This window comes from Saccharopolyspora rosea (assembly GCF_025643595.1).
Classification (GTDB): domain Bacteria; phylum Actinomycetota; class Actinomycetes; order Mycobacteriales; family Pseudonocardiaceae; genus Saccharopolyspora; species Saccharopolyspora rosea.
In genome coordinates this window covers 6,063,644-6,078,723 of sequence record NZ_CP102826.1, presented here as the reverse complement: position 1 = coordinate 6,078,723, position 15,080 = coordinate 6,063,644, and the positions used below count along the sequence as shown (strand labels likewise).

Here is a 15,080-nt window from a genome sequence, read left to right as displayed (position 1 = left end):
ACACAGTGCCTGACAGGTGCTCGACGCCAGGGCACGCCGATGCTCGAACGAGCGCGCTGCTTGGACGAGTACCAGAAGACGCGAACGCTGACAGAAAGCCGGTCCATGCCCACCATCCAGCAGCTGGTCCGTAAGGGCCGCCAGGACAAGGTCGCGAAGACCAAGACCGCGGCGCTCAAGGGGAGCCCGCAGCGGCGCGGTGTGTGCACCCGCGTGTACACCACGACGCCGAAGAAGCCCAACTCGGCACTGCGCAAGGTCGCCCGTGTCAAGCTCACCAGCGGCATCGAGGTCACGGCCTACATCCCGGGTGAGGGGCACAACCTGCAGGAGCACTCGATCGTGCTCGTTCGTGGCGGCCGTGTGAAGGACCTCCCCGGCGTGCGCTACAAGATCATCCGCGGTTCCGCTGACACCCAGGGTGTGAAGAACCGCAAGCAGGCCCGCAGCCGGTACGGCGCGAAGAAGGAGAAGAGCTGATGCCCCGCAAGGGTCCGGCCCCGAAGCGGCCGCTGCACGCTGATCCCGTGTACGGTTCGCCGCTGGTCACGCAGCTGGTGAACAAGGTGCTGGTGGACGGCAAGAAGTCGCTGGCCGAGCGGATCGTCTACGCGGCGCTGGAAGGCTGCCGGGAGAAGACCGGCACCGACCCGGTCGTCACGCTCAAGCGTGCCCTGGACAACGTCAAGCCGACCCTGGAGGTGCGCAGCCGCCGCGTCGGTGGCGCCACGTACCAGGTGCCGATCGAGGTTCGTGCCGGGCGTTCCACCACGCTGGCGCTGCGCTGGCTGGTCACCTACTCGCGTCAGCGTCGCGAGAAGACCATGGTCGAGCGCCTGATGAACGAGCTGCTGGACGCCAGCAACGGCCTCGGCGCGAGCGTCAAGAAGCGCGAGGACACGCACAAGATGGCGGAGTCCAACAAGGCCTTCGCGCACTACCGCTGGTGACGTCGGGTCGGCTCCTGCCCGCCTCGGCTCACCGATTCGACAGCTTGCATCTGCTGTAGGAACGGGGAAGAAACTCGTGGCACGCGACGTGCTTACGGACCTCACCAAGGTCCGCAACATCGGCATCATGGCCCACATCGACGCGGGCAAGACCACCACGACCGAGCGGATCCTCTACTACACGGGGATCAACTACAAGATCGGCGAGGTGCACGACGGCGCCGCGACGATGGACTGGATGGAGGAGGAGCAGAAGCGGGGGATCACCATCACCTCGGCTGCTACCACCACCTTCTGGAACGACTACCAGATCAACATCATCGACACCCCGGGGCACGTCGACTTCACCGCCGAGGTGGAGCGGTCGCTGCGCGTCCTGGACGGTGCCGTCGCGGTGTTCGACGGCAAGGAGGGTGTCGAGCCCCAGTCCGAGCAGGTCTGGCGCCAGGCGGACAAGTACGACGTCCCGCGCATCTGCTTCGTCAACAAGATGGACAAGCTGGGCGCGGACTTCTACTTCACCGTGCGGACCATCGAGGAGCGGCTGAACGCCCGCCCGCTGGTCCTGCAGCTGCCGATCGGCGCCGAGTCGCAGTTCGAGGGCGTCGTCGATCTCGTGACCATGAAGGCCTTCACCTGGCGCGGTGACGTCGAGAAGGGCCGCAAGTACGAGATCGAGGACATCCCGGCCGACCTGGCGGAGCGGGCCGCGGAGTACCGCGAGAAGCTGGTCGAGGCGGTCGCGGAGTCCGACGAGGAGCTGATGGAGGCCTACTTCGGTGGCGAGGAGCTCACCGAGGCGCAGATCCGCGAGGGCGTCCGCAAGCTGACGCTGGCCCGCGAGGCCTTCCCGGTCCTGTGCGGCACCGCCTTCAAGAACAAGGGCGTCCAGCCGATGCTGGACGCGGTGGTCGACTACCTGCCGTCGCCGCTGGACGTGCCGCCGGTGCAGGGTCTGCTGACCGACGGCGAGACCCCGGCCGAGCGCAAGCCGAGCATCGACGAGCCCTTCTCCGCGCTGGTCTCCAAGATCGCGGTCCACCCGTTCTTCGGCAAGCTCACCTACATCCGGGTCTACTCGGGCAAGGTGAGCGCGGGCACCCAGGTCATCAACTCGACCCGGGAGCGCAAGGAGCGCATCGGCAAGCTGTTCCAGATGCACTCCAACAAGGAGAACCCGGTCGACGAGGCCCAGGCGGGTCACATCTACGCGGTGGTCGGTCTCAAGGAGACCACCACCGGTGACACGCTGTGCGACCCGGCGCACCCGATCGTCCTGGAGTCCATGAGCTTCCCGGAGCCGGTCATCGAGGTGGCGATCGAGCCCAAGACCAAGGCCGACCAGGAGAAGCTGTCCACGGCCATCCAGAAGCTCGCCGAGGAGGACCCGACCTTCCGGGTCAAGCTCGACGAGGAGACCGGGCAGACGATCATCGGCGGCATGGGCGAGCTGCACCTTGAGGTCCTCGTCAACCGGATGCGCACCGACTTCAAGGTCGAGGCGAACATCGGCAAGCCGCAGGTGGCGTACCGCGAGACGATCCGCAAGACCGTCGAGAAGTACGAGTACACGCACAAGAAGCAGACCGGTGGTTCGGGTCAGTTCGCGCGCGTGATCATCCAGCTCGACCCGATCGAGCAGACCTCGGACAGCGCGACGTACGAGTTCGACAACAAGGTCACCGGTGGCCGGATCCCGCGCGAGTACATCCCGTCGGTCGACCAGGGTGCGCAGGACGCCATGCAGTACGGCGTGCTGGCCGGCTACCCGCTGGTCGGTATCAAGCTGACCTTGCTCGATGGCCAGTACCACGAGGTGGACTCCTCGGAAATGGCCTTCAAGGTCGCGGGTTCGATGGCGCTGAAGGAGGCCGCCGCCAAGGCGAGCCCGGTGCTGCTCGAACCCATGATGGCGGTCGAGGTGACCACGCCCGAGGACTACATGGGCGACGTCATCGGCGACCTGAACTCCCGCCGTGGCCAGATCCAGGCCATGGAGGAGCGCAGCGGTACCCGCGTCGTCAAGGCTCTCGTGCCGCTGTCGGAGATGTTCGGGTATGTCGGCGACCTGCGTTCCAAGACGCAGGGTCGGGCGAACTACTCGATGGTGTTCGACTCCTACGCCGAAGTTCCGGCGAACGTGGCTAAGGAGATCATCGCGAAGGCGACGGGCGAGTGATCCCGCTGCGCTAGCAGCGGGGACACCCAGCCCCAGCGCCGCGCAGGACGACGGAAGATCGCTGCGAAGGCGACCGGGGAGCAATCCCCTCCAGTCCGGCGGCGGGCGGGCCGCTTCCCCCAGCCGGGGCGGCTCGCCCACCACCTACCCGACAGGACTCCGCCTGGCACACCAAGTCGTACGGCGGAAAGTCAACAAGTCCAGGAGGACAATCCAGTGGCGAAGGCGAAGTTCGAGAGGGACAAGCCGCACGTCAACATCGGGACCATCGGTCACGTTGACCACGGCAAGACCACGCTCACCGCAGCCATCACCAAGGTGCTGCACGACAAGCACCCGGAGCTGAACCCCTTCACGCCGTTCGACGAGATCGACAAGGCGCCGGAGGAGAAGCAGCGCGGTATCACGATCCAGATCGCGCACGTCGAGTACCAGACCGAGAAGCGTCACTACGCGCACGTCGACGCCCCCGGTCACGCCGACTACGTCAAGAACATGATCACCGGTGCCGCCCAGATGGACGGCGCCATCCTGGTGGTCGCGGCGACCGACGGCCCGATGCCGCAGACCCGTGAGCACGTGCTGCTCGCCCGCCAGGTCGGCGTGCCCTACATCCTGGTCGCGCTGAACAAGGCGGACATGGTCGACGACGAGGAGATCATCGAGCTCGTCGAGATGGAGGTCCGCGAGCTGCTGTCCGCCCAGGAGTTCCCGGGCGACGACGTGCCGGTGGTCCGCGTCTCCGCGCTGAAGGCGCTGGAGGGCGACCCCGAGTGGGCCGACAAGATCATGGAGCTGCTGAACGCGGTCGACGAGAACGTCCCGGACCCGCAGCGGGCCACCGACCAGCCGTTCCTGATGCCGATCGAGGACGTCTTCTCGATCACCGGTCGCGGCACCGTCGTGACCGGCCGCGTCGAGCGCGGTGTCATCAACGTGAACGAGGAGGTGGAGCTGGTCGGCATCAAGGAGAAGTCGATCAAGACCACCGTCACGGGCATCGAGATGTTCCGCAAGCTGCTGGACCAGGGCCAGGCCGGTGACAACGTCGGTCTGCTGATCCGCGGCATCAAGCGCGAGGACGTCGAGCGCGGCATGGTCGTCGTGAAGCCCGGCACCACCACCCCGCACACCGAGTTCGACGCTCAGGTGTACGTCCTGTCCAAGGACGAGGGTGGTCGGCACACGCCGTTCTTCAACAACTACCGCCCGCAGTTCTACTTCCGCACCACCGACGTGACCGGTGTGGTGACCCTCCCCGAGGGCACCGAGATGGTCATGCCGGGCGACAACACCGAGATGTCGGTGCAGCTCATCCAGCCGATCGCGATGGACGAGGGTCTGCGCTTCGCGATCCGCGAGGGTGGCCGCACGGTCGGCGCCGGTCGCGTCATCAAGATCCACAAGTGACGTGGCGAGGGCCCGTTCCCGTTCACCGGGGGCGGGCTCTCCCGGTTTCCGGTGGTCTCGGCCACCGGAAACCCACCCCCGATCGGGGATGACGTAGCGGGTATGTCATCCTGTACGGGTTGCTCGTTCAGGGCGGCCGGAACTCGATGAGATCGGAGTCCGGCCGCCCTGCTGCGAGGGCCTCGCGTCTCTGTTCCGGTAGCGGACCGCTTCTGCGCGGACCGCGGCCACCCGGGAAGCCGGTGGTGAACGGGACAGGGTGGCACAACTGCAAGGTGTACGGGCCAGGCCCATCCCCACGGCGACGTTCGAGGGGACCGGTATGCGGCAGCAGGGCGACACGCCCGACCGCGTGTACCGGGCACCAGAGACCTGAACAGGGGCGGACCGAGGGCTGTGACCCCCGGACGGGGACGATCACACGGCTGAGGCCGCGTGGGGGCACCACTGCCCGAGCAGGGTGCGGTGCACCCGCTCCCACAACGAAACCGCGGCACGAGACTAGAGGAACGGCAAGCCACTATGGCGGGACAGAAGATCCGCATCCGGCTCAAGGCCTACGACCACGAGGCGATCGACGCGTCCGCGCGCAAGATCGTCGAGACCGTGACGCGCACCGGCGCTCGGGTCGTCGGGCCGGTGCCGCTGCCCACGGAGAAGAACGTCTACTGCGTCATCCGCTCCCCGCACAAGTACAAGGACTCGCGGGAGCACTTCGAGATGCGGACGCACAAGCGGCTCATCGACATCCTCGAACCGACGCCGAAGACGGTGGACGCGCTCATGCGCATCGACCTGCCGGCCAGCGTCGACGTGAACATCCAGTAGGCGGAAGAGATCGAGACTCATGTCTGACAGGCAGATCAAGGGGATTCTGGGCACCAAGCTCGGCATGACCCAGGTCTTCGACGACCAGAACCGGGTGATCCCGGTGACGGTCGTGCAGGCCGGGCCGAACGTGGTCACCCAGGTCCGCACCCCGGAGAAGGACGGCTACTCGGCCGTGCAGCTGGCGTTCGGCGCCATCGACCCGCGCAAGGTGAACAAGCCGAAGTCCGGCCACTTCACCAAGGCCGGCGTCACCCCGCGCCGCCACCTCGTCGAGCTGCGCACCGCCGACGCCGGCGAGTACGAGGTCGGCCAGGAGGTCACCGCCGAGCTGTTCGAGGTCGGCGCGGTGGTCGACGTGGTCGGCACCAGCAAGGGCAAGGGCTTCGCGGGCACCATCAAGCGGCACGGGTTCCACCGCCAGCCGATGAGCCACGGTGCGCAGGCGGTGCACCGCAAGCCGGGCTCGATCGGTGGCTGCGCCACCCCGGGCCGGGTGTTCAAGGGCATGCGCATGGCCGGTCGCATGGGCGGCAACCGCGTCACCACCCAGAACCTGAAGGTCCACAAGGTGGACGCCGAGTCGGGCCTGCTGCTCATCAAGGGCGCCATCCCGGGCCCGAAGGGCGGCCTGGTCATGGTCAAGACCGCTGCGAAGGGTGGTGCGTGATGAGCCTGACGCTCGACGTCCGTACCCCGGACGGCAAGACGGACGGCACCGTCGAACTGCCCGCCGAGATCTTCGACGTGCAGGCGAACGTGGCGCTGATGCACCAGGTCGTGGTGGCCCAGCTGGCCGCCGCGCGCCAGGGCACGCACGCCACCAAGACCCGCGGCATGGTCTCCGGCGGCGGCAAGAAGCCGTACCGGCAGAAGGGCACCGGTAACGCCCGGCAGGGCTCCATCCGGGCGCCGCAGTTCGCCGGTGGTGGCACGGTGCACGGCCCGCAGCCCCGCGACTACTCGCAGCGGACCCCGAAGAAGATGAAGCGCAAGGCCCTGTGCGGCGCGCTGTCCGACCGGGTCCGCGCCGGCCAGCTGCACGTCGTCACCCACGTGGTCGGCGGCGAGGCGCCGTCCACCAAGCAGGCCAAGACGGCGCTGCGCACCTGGACCGAGGCCAAGAAGGTTCTCGTGGTGCTCGACCACGGCGAGGAGCAGACCTCGTGGCTGAGCCTGCGGAACCTGCAGAACGTGCACCTGATCGATCCGTCCCAGCTGAACACCTACGACGTGCTCAACAGCGACGACGTGGTGTTCACCAAGGCCGCGTACGACCGGTTCGTCGCAGGCCCGGCGAAGGGCCGCTCGGTCAAGGCCGCCGCGTCTTCCGCAGAGGAGGCTGACCAGTGAGCTCCGACCCGCGTGACGTCATTCTCGCGCCGGTGATCTCCGAGAAGAGCTACGGGCTGCTGGAGCAGGGGCAGTACACCTTCCTGGTCGACCCCCGCTCGAACAAGACCGAGATCAAGATCGCGGTCGAGAAGATCTTCGGTGTGAAGGTCACCAACGTCAACACGATCAACCGCGAGGGCAAGCGCAAGCGGACCCGCACCGGCTTCGGCAAGCGCAAGAACACCAAGCGGGCGATCGTGACCCTGTCGCCGGAGAGCAAGCCGATCGAGATCTTCGGCGGACCGGCCTCCTGACGGCGCTGATGAGGACGAGGTTGCGTTAGAGATGGGCATTCGCAAGTACAAGCCGACGACGCCGGGCCGTCGCGGCGCGAGCGTGTCCGACTTCGCCGAGATCACCCGGTCGGAGCCGGAGAAGTCGCTGGTGCGTCCGCTGAACAAGAAGGCGGGCCGCAACGCACAAGGCAAGATCACCACGCGGCACAAGGGTGGCGGTCACAAGCGGGCCTACCGCGTGATCGACTTCCGCCGCAACGACAAGGACGGTGTGCCGGCCAAGGTCGCGCACATCGAGTACGACCCGAACCGCAGCGCGCGCATCGCCCTGCTGCACTACTTCGACGGCGAGAAGCGCTACATCATCGCCCCGAAGGACATCAAGCAGGGCGACGTGGTGGAGAGCGGCGCCCGCGCCGACATCAAGCCGGGCAACAACCTCCCGCTGCGCAACATCCCGACCGGCACCGTGATCCACGCGATCGAGCTGAAGCCGGGCGGCGGTGCGCAGATCGCCCGGTCCGCCGGTGCCCGGGTCCAGCTGGTGGCCAAGGACGGCCCGTACGCCCAGCTGCGGATGCCCTCGGGCGAGATCCGCAACGTGGACGCCCGGTGCCGCGCCACGGTCGGCGAGGTCGGCAACTCCGAGCACGCCAACATCAACTGGGGCAAGGCCGGCCGGATGCGGTGGAAGGGCAAGCGCCCGACCGTCCGCGGTGTCGTCATGAACCCGGTCGACCACCCGCACGGTGGTGGTGAGGGCAAGACCTCCGGTGGCCGTCACCCGGTCAACCCGAAGGGCAAGCCGGAGGGCCGCACCCGCCTCCGCAAGGAGAGCGACCGGCTCATCGTCCGCCGTCGCCGTACCGGCAAGAAGCGCTGAGCAGGGAGGTAAGAGAACATGCCACGCAGCCTGAAGAAGGGCCCGTTCGTGGACGACCACCTGCTCAAGAAGGTGGACGCGCTCAACGAGTCGGGCAAGAAGACCGTGATCAAGACCTGGTCCCGCCGGTCGACGATCATCCCGGACATGCTGGGCCACACCTTCGCGGTGCACGACGGTCGCAAGCACGTCCCGGTGTTCATCACCGAGGCCATGGTCGGGCACAAGCTGGGCGAGTTCGCCCCCACCCGCACCTTCAAGGGCCACGTCAAGGAAGACCGCAAGTCGCGCCGCCGCTGAGCGGGTCTGTGACACGGACGAGTAAGCAAGGGGTAGCAGGATGACAGCCCGTACCGACGACACTGCCGCGGAGGCCAACCCGCGCGCAGTGGCGCGGGCCCGCTTCGTCCGCGTGTCGCCGATGAAGGCGCGGCGCGTGGTCGAGCTCATCAAGGGCCGTAGCGCCAGCGAAGCCCTGGCCGTGCTCCAGTTCGCGCCGCAGACCGCCAGTGGTCCGGTGTCGAAGGTGCTCGCCAGCGCGATCGCCAATGCGGAGAACAACCTTTCCCTCGACCCCGAGACGCTGGTCGTGCACCACGCGTACGTGGACGAGGGTCCGACGCTGAAGCGGTTCCGCCCGCGCGCGCAGGGCCGTGCGTACCGGATCCGCAAGCGGACCAGCCACATCACGGTCGAGGTCGAGTCGCGGCCGAAGGCGGCCAGCAAGTCCCGAAAGAGCCAGAAGGGGAGTGCCCGGTAGTGGGTCAGAAGATCAACCCGCACGGCTTCCGACTCGGCATCACCACGGACTGGAAGTCTCGCTGGTACGCCGACAAGCAGTACTCGGAGTACGTCGCGGAGGACGTCAAGATCCGCCGGCAGCTGTCTCGCGGGATGGAGCGCGCCGGGATCTCCAAGGTGGAGATCGAGCGCACCCGCGAGCGCGTCCGGGTGGACATCCACACCGCCCGGCCGGGCATCGTCATCGGCCGGCGGGGTGCCGAGGCGGACCGCATCCGCGGTGCGCTGGAGAAGCTGACCGGCAAGCAGGTCCAGCTGAACATCCTTGAGGTCAAGAACCCCGAGGCGGACGCCCAGCTGGTCGCGCAGGGCGTGGCCGAGCAGCTGTCCAACCGCGTGTCGTTCCGGCGCGCGATGCGCAAGGCCATCCAGTCCGCCATGCGCTCGCCGCAGGTCAAGGGCATCCGGGTGCAGTGCTCCGGTCGCCTGGGCGGCGCCGAGATGTCCCGCTCGGAGTTCTACCGCGAGGGTCGGGTTCCGCTGCACACGCTGCGTGCCGACATCGACTACGGCTTCTTCGAGGCCCGCACCACGTTCGGCCGCATCGGCGTCAAGGTGTGGATCTACAAGGGCGAGCTGGTCGGCGGCCTGAAGCAGAAGCAGCAGGAGTCCGAGGTCCGTCCGCCGCGCGGTGAGCGCGGGGGCCGTTCGGAGCGCGGCGGCCGCCGCCGTTCCGGCGGGGACCGCAGCAAGGGCTCAGCGCAGAGCCCGGAGCAGGCTCAGACCTCGGGTGACGTGGCCTCGGCCAACGCCCCGGCGGTCGCCGAGCCGCGGGCTGAAGAGAAGACGGAGGGCTGAGACGTGCTCGTCCCACGCAAGGTGAAGTGGCGCAAGAGCCACGCGCCGAAGCGCAAGGGCTTCGCCAAGGGTGGCACCCGGATCAACTTCGGCGAGTACGGGATTCAGGCGCTTGAGCACGGCTACGTGACCAACCGGCAGATCGAGTCGGCCCGTATCGCCATCACCCGGCACGTCAAGCGTGGCGGCAAGGTGTGGATCAACATCTTCCCGGACCGCCCGCTGACCAAGAAGCCGGCCGAAACCCGCCAGGGTTCCGGTAAGGGTTCGCCGGAGTACTGGGTCGCCAACGTCAAGCCCGGTCGCGTCATGTTCGAGCTGACCTTCCCGAACGAGAAGACCGCGATCGAGGCGCTGACCCGTGCGGCGCACAAGCTCCCGATGAAGTGCAAGATCGTGTCCCGCGAGGGTGGTGACTTCTGATGGCGGCGGGTGTCACCGCGACCGAGCTCCGGGAACTGAACGACGAGGAGCTCATCCAGCGGCTCAAGGAAGCCAAGGAGGAGCTGTTCAACCTCCGCTTCCAGATGGCCACCGGGCAGCTGCAGAACAACCGGCGGCTGCGGATCGTCCGCAAGGACATCGCCCGGATCTACACCATCATGCGTGAACGCGAACTGGGCCTGACGGTCTCCCCCGAAGGCGCTGAGGAGGGCGCGGCATGAGTGAGAAAGGACAGGGCGTGACCCGCAACCGCCGCAAGGTCCGCGAAGGCTACGTCGTCTCCGACAAGATGGACAAGACGATCGTGGTGTCGCTGGAGGACCGCAAGAAGCACGCCCTCTACGGCAAGGTCATGCGCAGCAACAAGAAGGTGAAGGCGCATGACGAGGCCAACACCGCGGGTGTCGGCGACCGGGTGCTGCTGATGGAGACCCGGCCGCTGTCGGCGACCAAGCGCTGGCGGCTCGTCGAGGTCGTGGAGAAGGCCAAGTAAGCGAAGGTGCGCGACCGGCCGGTCGCTGGGAATTCCGCAGCGGTCGGCCGGTCGGCGTGCCGGTTGGTTGACCGCGCGCGTCAGGTCGGCAATCTGTCGCGCCAGAGTGTGCCCGTGCCACGCGGGTACTTAGGGTCAGGAGTCAGACGTGATCCAGCAGGAGTCGCGACTGCGTGTCGCCGACAACACCGGGGCCAAGGAGATCCTCACGATCCGGGTCCTCGGTGGTTCCGGTCGGCGGTACGCGGGCCTCGGGGACATCATCGTGGCGACCGTCAAGGAAGCCATCCCCGGAGCCGGTGTGAAGAAGGGCGATGTGGTCAAGGCCGTCATCGTCCGGCAGAAGAAGGAAAAGCGTCGTCCGGACGGTTCCTACATCCGGTTCGACGAGAACGCCGCGGTGCTGGTGAAGCCCAACGGCGAGCCGCGGGGCACCCGCATTTTCGGGCCCGTGGCCCGCGAGCTGCGCGACAAGAAGTTCATGAAGATCATCTCGCTCGCGCCGGAGGTGTTGTGATGAAGGTCAAGAAGGGCGACACGGTCGTCGTCATCTCCGGCAAGGACAAGGGCGCCAAGGGCAAGGTCATCCGTGCCTACCCGAAGGACCAGCGCGTCCTGGTCGAAGGCGTGAACCGGATCAAGAAGCACACCAAGGTCTCCCGGACCGAGCGTGGTGCGCAGTCCGGTGGGATCGTCACGCAGGAAGCGCCGATCCACGTCAGCAACGTGATGGTCCTGGACTCCGACGGCAAGCCCACCCGCGTCGGCTACCGCATCGGTGAGGACGGCAAGAAGGTTCGCATTTCTCGTCGTAACGGTAAGGACATCTGATCATGACGACCGCTGAGAAGATCGTCCCGCGGCTGAAGACCCGCTACCGCGACGAGATCCGCAAGGCCCTCTCCGAGCAGTTCGGGTACGACAACCCGATGCAGGTGCCGAACGTGGTCAAGGTCGTGGTCAACATGGGTGTTGGCGACGCCGCTCGGGACAGCAAGCTGATCGAGGGCGCGGTCCGCGACCTGGCGGCCATCACCGGCCAGCGGCCGGAGATCCGCCGCGCCCGCAAGTCGATCGCGCAGTTCAAGCTGCGCGAGGGGATGCCGATCGGCGCGCGGGTGACCGTGCGCGGCGACCGGATGTGGGAGTTCCTGGACCGGTTGGTCACGATCTCGCTCCCGCGCATCCGGGACTTCCGCGGCCTGTCGCCGAAGCAGTTCGACGGCTCGGGCAACTACACGTTCGGGCTGAGCGACCAGTCGATGTTCCACGAGATCGACCCGGACAGCATCGACCGTCCGCGCGGCATGGACATCACCGTGGTCACCACGGCGGCCAATGACGAGGAGGGCCGGGCGCTGCTGAAGCACCTGGGCTTCCCGTTCAAGGAGCAGTGACGTGGCCGTCGCTGAGGGTCGGAACAAGGAGAACTGAGTCGATGGCCAAGAAGTCGTTGATCAACAAGGCCGCGAGCAAGCCGAAGTTCAAGGTGCGCGGGTACACCCGCTGCCAGCGGTGCGGGCGTCCGCGTGCGGTGTTCCGCAAGTTCGGGCTGTGCCGCGTGTGCTTCCGCGAGATGGCGCACGCGGGCGAGCTGCCCGGCGTGAGCAAGTCCTCCTGGTGAGCTGCCCGCCTGATGAGCCGGTACCGGACACCGGTACCCTCATCAGGCGCCACCAGGGCTGATGCCCGCGCTCCGCGGCGTTCGGCCGTGCTCGCATGACAGGGCCTGCCTTCTCGGCAGGCGATGACCCCGACTTCGTCCAGGCCAGGGTCCAGACCGCCCCCGGCTGCGCCGGGCGGTGGGAGTCGGGACCCGTCGGAACCAGACGAGAAAGGTTGCAAGGTCACCATGACGATGACCGATCCGATCGCAGACATGCTGACACGTCTGCGCAACGGCAACGCGGCTTACCACGACGAGGTCGTGATGCCGCACTCCAAGCTGAAGGCGAACATCGCCGAGATCCTCAAGCGGGAGGGCTACGTCTCCGGTTCCCGCGTCGAGGAGGCCGAGAAGGGCAAGCAGCTCGTCGTCGAGCTGAAGTACGGGCCGAACCGCGAGCGGAGCATCGCGGGCCTGCGCCGGGTCTCCAAGCCGGGTCTGCGGGTCTACGCCAAGTCCACCAACCTGCCGAAGGTGCTCGGTGGTCTGGGCGTCGCGATCATCTCGACGTCCGGCGGTCTCATGACCGACCGGCAGGCCATGAAGAACGGCGTGGGCGGGGAAGTCCTCGCCTACGTGTGGTGAGGGAGGAGGAACGGCACATGTCGCGCATCGGAAAGCTGCCGATCACCGTCCCCTCCGGCGTCGAGGTGACCATCGACGGCCAGCAGGTGACGGTCAAGGGGCCGAAGGGCACCCTGGAGCAGTCCATCGCCGAGCCGATCAGCGTCGAGCGTGACGAGGACGGCTCGATCCTGGTCAAGCGCCCGGACGACGAGCGGGAGAGCCGGTCGCTGCACGGCCTGTCGCGGACGCTGATCAACAACATGGTCATCGGCGTCAGCCAGGGCTACCAGAAGGACCTGGAGATCCACGGCGTCGGTTACCGCGTCCAGCAGAAGGGCTCGAACCTGGAGTTCGCCCTCGGCTACAGCCACCCGATCGTGATCGAACCGCCGACGGGCATCGAGTTCGCCACGGACGGCCCGACCAAGCTGTCCGTGAAGGGCATCGACAAGCAGCTCGTCGGTGAGATCGCCGCCAGGATTCGCAAGCTGCGCCGCCCCGACCCGTACAAGGGCAAGGGTGTCCGGTACGCGGGTGAGAACATCCGCCGCAAGGTCGGAAAGACGGGTAAGTGACCATGAGCGAGACCACAGCTACCAAGCGCAAGCCGGTGGGCAAGAGCATCTCGACCGTGCGTCGGCTTGCCCGCGCCAAGCGGCACACGCGCATCCGGAAGAAGATCGTCGGCACCGCGGAGCGGCCGCGTCTGGTCGTCAGCCGCTCGCTGCGCAACATCACCGCGCAGGTCATCGACGACACCAAGGGCCACACGCTGGCCTCCGCGTCCACCCTGGAAGCGGAGCTGCGGGGCTTCGACGGCGACAAGAAGGCCCAGGCCACCAAGGTCGGGGAGCTCGTCGCCGCCCGGGCCAAGAACGCCGGCATCGACAAGGTCGTGTTCGACCGCGGCGGGAACGCCTACCACGGACGGGTCGCCGCGCTGGCCGACGCCGCCCGTGACGGCGGTCTGGAGTTCTGACAAGTGCGCATGATTGAGAACGGAAGGGACGCCTGATGCCTGGACGCACTCGGCGTGAGGGCGGGGAGTCCGGCGGCAAGGACCGCCGGGACCGCCGCGACGGTGGCCGTGGCGGGGCGGCCCAGGACAAGACCCCGCAGTTCGAACGCGTCGTGACCATCAACCGCGTCGCGAAGGTCGTCAAGGGCGGCCGCCGGTTCAGCTTCACCGCGCTGGTCGTCGTCGGTGACGGCGACGGCATGGTCGGTGTCGGCTACGGCAAGGCCAAGGAGGTCCCGGCGGCGATCGCCAAGGGCGTCGAGGAGGCGAAGAAGAACTTCTTCCGCGTCCCGCGCCTGGGCGGCACCATCACGCACCCGGTCCAGGGCGAGGACGCCGCCGGCATCGTGCTGCTGCGTCCGGCCAGCGCCGGTACCGGTGTCATCGCCGGTGGCCCGGTGCGCGCGGTGCTGGAGTGCGCGGGTGTGCACGACGTGCTGAGCAAGTCGCTGGGCAGCGACAACCCGATCAACATCGTGCACGCGACGGTCGCGGCTCTGAAGCAGCTGCAGCGTCCGGAGGAGGTCGCGGCGCGTCGCGGCCTGCCGCTGGAGGACGTCGCTCCGGCGTTCGTGCTGCGGGCCCGCGCGGGACAGGGGGCCTGATATGGCACAGCTGAAGATCACCCAGGTTCGCGGGCTCGTCGGCACCCGCCAGACGCAGCGCGACACCATGCGCAGCCTCGGCCTGCGCAAGATCCGGCAGTCCGTGGTGCGCCCGGATGACCCGAACGTCCGTGGCATGATCAAAACCGTCAGTCACCTGGTGACTGTCGAGGAGGTCGACTGACATGGTCATCAAACTGCACGACCTGCGGCCGGCCCCTGGTGCCAACCGGGACAAGATCCGGGTCGGTCGCGGTGAGGGCTCCAAGGGCAAGACCGCCGGCCGCGGCACCAAGGGCACCAAGGCCCGCAAGAACGTCTCGCCGCGGTTCGAGGGTGGGCAGATGCCCATCCACATGCGGCTGCCGAAGCTGCGCGGCTTCAAGAACCGGTTCCGCACCGAGTACCAGGGCGTGAACGTCGGCCGCCTGGCCAAGGCGTTCCCGCAGGGTGGCAAGGTCGGCATCGACGAGCTGATCGCCGCCGGTCTGGTGAAGAAGAACGAGCTGGTCAAGATCCTCGGTGACGGGGACCTGGAGGGCGTCAAGCTCGACGTGACCGCGCACGCCTTCACCGGCAGCGCCCAGGAGAAGATCACCGCAGCCGGTGGCTCGGTGACCAAGCTGGACAGCTGAGGCCGCTGAAAACTGGGAAAGGGCCGGTCGATCCCCCGGGTTGACCGGCCCTTTTCACATTCAGGGGTGATCGGCGGTCCGTGATCAGCGGTGAGGCGTCGGTCGCTGACCGTGTTCACCGCGCGGGCTGCTAAAGTCGCCCCGGCAGCGCCTCTCCAAGTGCTGCCGTCGG

At 67.5% G+C, this 15,080-nt stretch carries 25 protein-coding genes; all 25 read left to right on the top strand.

What is annotated here, in order from left to right:
- Positions 1-105: 105 nt before the first annotated feature.
- On the top strand, positions 106-480 hold the full coding sequence (rpsL, locus tag NV263_RS28310; RefSeq protein ID WP_009948619.1) for a 30S ribosomal protein S12: 375 nt from the start codon (positions 106-108) through the stop codon (positions 478-480).
- On the top strand, positions 480-950 hold the full coding sequence (rpsG, locus tag NV263_RS28305) for a 30S ribosomal protein S7 (protein ID WP_263249847.1): 471 nt from the start codon (positions 480-482) through the stop codon (positions 948-950). Before rpsL ends, rpsG begins: the two co-directional genes overlap by 1 nt.
- Positions 951-1,026: 76 nt before the next feature.
- The gene (gene fusA, locus NV263_RS28300) at positions 1,027-3,129 is read left to right on the top strand and encodes an elongation factor G (RefSeq protein ID WP_263249845.1); all 2,103 of its coding nucleotides are present in this window, start codon (positions 1,027-1,029) and stop codon (positions 3,127-3,129) included.
- A 216-nt stretch (positions 3,130-3,345) separates the two neighbouring features.
- Positions 3,346-4,539, top strand: a complete 1,194-nt coding sequence (gene tuf / locus NV263_RS28295; protein WP_263249843.1) for an elongation factor Tu — start codon at positions 3,346-3,348, stop codon at positions 4,537-4,539.
- A gap of 522 nt (positions 4,540-5,061) precedes the next feature.
- A complete protein-coding gene (gene rpsJ, locus NV263_RS28290; protein ID WP_009948626.1) occupies positions 5,062-5,367 on the top strand; it encodes a 30S ribosomal protein S10 in 306 nt (101 codons plus the stop codon).
- A gap of 19 nt (positions 5,368-5,386) precedes the next feature.
- Positions 5,387-6,037 (top strand): 50S ribosomal protein L3, encoded by a 651-nt coding sequence (rplC, locus tag NV263_RS28285; RefSeq protein ID WP_263249842.1) that lies wholly within the window; start codon positions 5,387-5,389, stop codon positions 6,035-6,037.
- Positions 6,037-6,720 carry a 50S ribosomal protein L4 gene (rplD, locus tag NV263_RS28280; protein ID WP_263249841.1) on the top strand — a complete coding sequence of 228 codons (684 nt, stop codon included), beginning with the start codon at positions 6,037-6,039 and terminating at the stop codon, positions 6,718-6,720. The genes rplC and rplD overlap by 1 nt, the downstream gene beginning before the upstream one ends.
- Positions 6,717-7,016, top strand: a complete 300-nt coding sequence (rplW, locus tag NV263_RS28275; protein ID WP_263249840.1) for a 50S ribosomal protein L23 — start codon at positions 6,717-6,719, stop codon at positions 7,014-7,016. The genes rplD and rplW overlap by 4 nt, the downstream gene beginning before the upstream one ends.
- A gap of 31 nt (positions 7,017-7,047) precedes the next feature.
- Entirely contained in the window at positions 7,048-7,881 is an 834-nt protein-coding gene (gene rplB / locus NV263_RS28270; RefSeq protein WP_263249839.1) for a 50S ribosomal protein L2, read from the top strand.
- Positions 7,882-7,899: 18 nt separating this feature from the next.
- On the top strand, positions 7,900-8,181 hold the full coding sequence (gene rpsS, locus NV263_RS28265; protein ID WP_263249838.1) for a 30S ribosomal protein S19: 282 nt from the start codon (positions 7,900-7,902) through the stop codon (positions 8,179-8,181).
- A 40-nt stretch (positions 8,182-8,221) separates the two neighbouring features.
- Entirely contained in the window at positions 8,222-8,641 is a 420-nt protein-coding gene (gene rplV / locus NV263_RS28260) for a 50S ribosomal protein L22 (RefSeq protein WP_263249836.1), read from the top strand.
- A complete protein-coding gene (gene rpsC / locus NV263_RS28255) occupies positions 8,641-9,480 on the top strand; it encodes a 30S ribosomal protein S3 (RefSeq protein ID WP_263249835.1) in 840 nt (279 codons plus the stop codon). The genes rplV and rpsC overlap by 1 nt, the downstream gene beginning before the upstream one ends.
- Before the next feature lie 3 nt (positions 9,481-9,483).
- Complete coding sequence (rplP, locus tag NV263_RS28250) at positions 9,484-9,903, top strand: 50S ribosomal protein L16 (RefSeq protein WP_263249833.1); 420 nt, start codon at positions 9,484-9,486, stop codon at positions 9,901-9,903.
- Positions 9,903-10,145 carry a 50S ribosomal protein L29 gene (gene rpmC, locus NV263_RS28245; protein WP_263249832.1) on the top strand — a complete coding sequence of 81 codons (243 nt, stop codon included), beginning with the start codon at positions 9,903-9,905 and terminating at the stop codon, positions 10,143-10,145. Before rplP ends, rpmC begins: the two co-directional genes overlap by 1 nt.
- Complete coding sequence (rpsQ, locus tag NV263_RS28240) at positions 10,142-10,417, top strand: 30S ribosomal protein S17 (RefSeq protein ID WP_263249830.1); 276 nt, start codon at positions 10,142-10,144, stop codon at positions 10,415-10,417. The genes rpmC and rpsQ overlap by 4 nt, the downstream gene beginning before the upstream one ends.
- A gap of 148 nt (positions 10,418-10,565) precedes the next feature.
- A complete protein-coding gene (rplN, locus tag NV263_RS28235; protein ID WP_263249828.1) occupies positions 10,566-10,934 on the top strand; it encodes a 50S ribosomal protein L14 in 369 nt (122 codons plus the stop codon).
- Positions 10,934-11,248 (top strand): 50S ribosomal protein L24, encoded by a 315-nt coding sequence (gene rplX / locus NV263_RS28230; protein ID WP_263249827.1) that lies wholly within the window; start codon positions 10,934-10,936, stop codon positions 11,246-11,248. Before rplN ends, rplX begins: the two co-directional genes overlap by 1 nt.
- Positions 11,249-11,250: 2 nt before the next feature.
- Complete coding sequence (gene rplE / locus NV263_RS28225) at positions 11,251-11,814, top strand: 50S ribosomal protein L5 (RefSeq protein WP_263249825.1); 564 nt, start codon at positions 11,251-11,253, stop codon at positions 11,812-11,814.
- A gap of 41 nt (positions 11,815-11,855) precedes the next feature.
- Positions 11,856-12,041 carry a type Z 30S ribosomal protein S14 gene (locus tag NV263_RS28220; protein WP_263249823.1) on the top strand — a complete coding sequence of 62 codons (186 nt, stop codon included), beginning with the start codon at positions 11,856-11,858 and terminating at the stop codon, positions 12,039-12,041.
- A gap of 228 nt (positions 12,042-12,269) precedes the next feature.
- A complete protein-coding gene (rpsH, locus tag NV263_RS28215; protein ID WP_263249821.1) occupies positions 12,270-12,668 on the top strand; it encodes a 30S ribosomal protein S8 in 399 nt (132 codons plus the stop codon).
- A gap of 17 nt (positions 12,669-12,685) precedes the next feature.
- Positions 12,686-13,225 (top strand): 50S ribosomal protein L6, encoded by a 540-nt coding sequence (rplF, locus tag NV263_RS28210; protein WP_263249820.1) that lies wholly within the window; start codon positions 12,686-12,688, stop codon positions 13,223-13,225.
- A gap of 2 nt (positions 13,226-13,227) precedes the next feature.
- Positions 13,228-13,629 carry a 50S ribosomal protein L18 gene (gene rplR, locus NV263_RS28205; RefSeq protein WP_380756288.1) on the top strand — a complete coding sequence of 134 codons (402 nt, stop codon included), beginning with the start codon at positions 13,228-13,230 and terminating at the stop codon, positions 13,627-13,629.
- 35 nt (positions 13,630-13,664) lie between these two features.
- A complete protein-coding gene (gene rpsE / locus NV263_RS28200) occupies positions 13,665-14,273 on the top strand; it encodes a 30S ribosomal protein S5 (RefSeq protein ID WP_263249815.1) in 609 nt (202 codons plus the stop codon).
- Between the two features lies 1 nt (position 14,274).
- The gene (rpmD, locus tag NV263_RS28195) at positions 14,275-14,457 is read left to right on the top strand and encodes a 50S ribosomal protein L30 (protein WP_263249813.1); all 183 of its coding nucleotides are present in this window, start codon (positions 14,275-14,277) and stop codon (positions 14,455-14,457) included.
- A gap of 1 nt (position 14,458) precedes the next feature.
- A complete protein-coding gene (gene rplO, locus NV263_RS28190; protein ID WP_263249812.1) occupies positions 14,459-14,908 on the top strand; it encodes a 50S ribosomal protein L15 in 450 nt (149 codons plus the stop codon).
- Positions 14,909-15,080 lie beyond the last annotated feature (172 nt).

Coding starts and splice junctions, on each gene's coding strand:
- rpsL (WP_009948619.1), top strand. CDS start 106: ATGCCCACCATCCAGCAGCTGGTCCGTAAGGGCCGCCAGGACAAGGTC.
- rpsG (WP_263249847.1), top strand. CDS start 480: ATGCCCCGCAAGGGTCCGGCCCCGAAGCGGCCGCTGCACGCTGATCCC.
- rpsJ (WP_009948626.1), top strand. CDS start 5,062: ATGGCGGGACAGAAGATCCGCATCCGGCTCAAGGCCTACGACCACGAG.
- rplC (WP_263249842.1), top strand. CDS start 5,387: ATGTCTGACAGGCAGATCAAGGGGATTCTGGGCACCAAGCTCGGCATG.
- rplD (WP_263249841.1), top strand. CDS start 6,037: ATGAGCCTGACGCTCGACGTCCGTACCCCGGACGGCAAGACGGACGGC.
- rplB (WP_263249839.1), top strand. CDS start 7,048: ATGGGCATTCGCAAGTACAAGCCGACGACGCCGGGCCGTCGCGGCGCG.
- rpsS (WP_263249838.1), top strand. CDS start 7,900: ATGCCACGCAGCCTGAAGAAGGGCCCGTTCGTGGACGACCACCTGCTC.
- rplV (WP_263249836.1), top strand. CDS start 8,222: ATGACAGCCCGTACCGACGACACTGCCGCGGAGGCCAACCCGCGCGCA.
- rpmC (WP_263249832.1), top strand. CDS start 9,903: ATGGCGGCGGGTGTCACCGCGACCGAGCTCCGGGAACTGAACGACGAG.
- rpsQ (WP_263249830.1), top strand. CDS start 10,142: ATGAGTGAGAAAGGACAGGGCGTGACCCGCAACCGCCGCAAGGTCCGC.
- rplX (WP_263249827.1), top strand. CDS start 10,934: ATGAAGGTCAAGAAGGGCGACACGGTCGTCGTCATCTCCGGCAAGGAC.
- rplE (WP_263249825.1), top strand. CDS start 11,251: ATGACGACCGCTGAGAAGATCGTCCCGCGGCTGAAGACCCGCTACCGC.
- NV263_RS28220 (WP_263249823.1), top strand. CDS start 11,856: ATGGCCAAGAAGTCGTTGATCAACAAGGCCGCGAGCAAGCCGAAGTTC.
- rpsH (WP_263249821.1), top strand. CDS start 12,270: ATGACGATGACCGATCCGATCGCAGACATGCTGACACGTCTGCGCAAC.
- rplF (WP_263249820.1), top strand. CDS start 12,686: ATGTCGCGCATCGGAAAGCTGCCGATCACCGTCCCCTCCGGCGTCGAG.
- rplR (WP_380756288.1), top strand. CDS start 13,228: ATGAGCGAGACCACAGCTACCAAGCGCAAGCCGGTGGGCAAGAGCATC.
- rpsE (WP_263249815.1), top strand. CDS start 13,665: ATGCCTGGACGCACTCGGCGTGAGGGCGGGGAGTCCGGCGGCAAGGAC.
- rpmD (WP_263249813.1), top strand. CDS start 14,275: ATGGCACAGCTGAAGATCACCCAGGTTCGCGGGCTCGTCGGCACCCGC.
- rplO (WP_263249812.1), top strand. CDS start 14,459: ATGGTCATCAAACTGCACGACCTGCGGCCGGCCCCTGGTGCCAACCGG.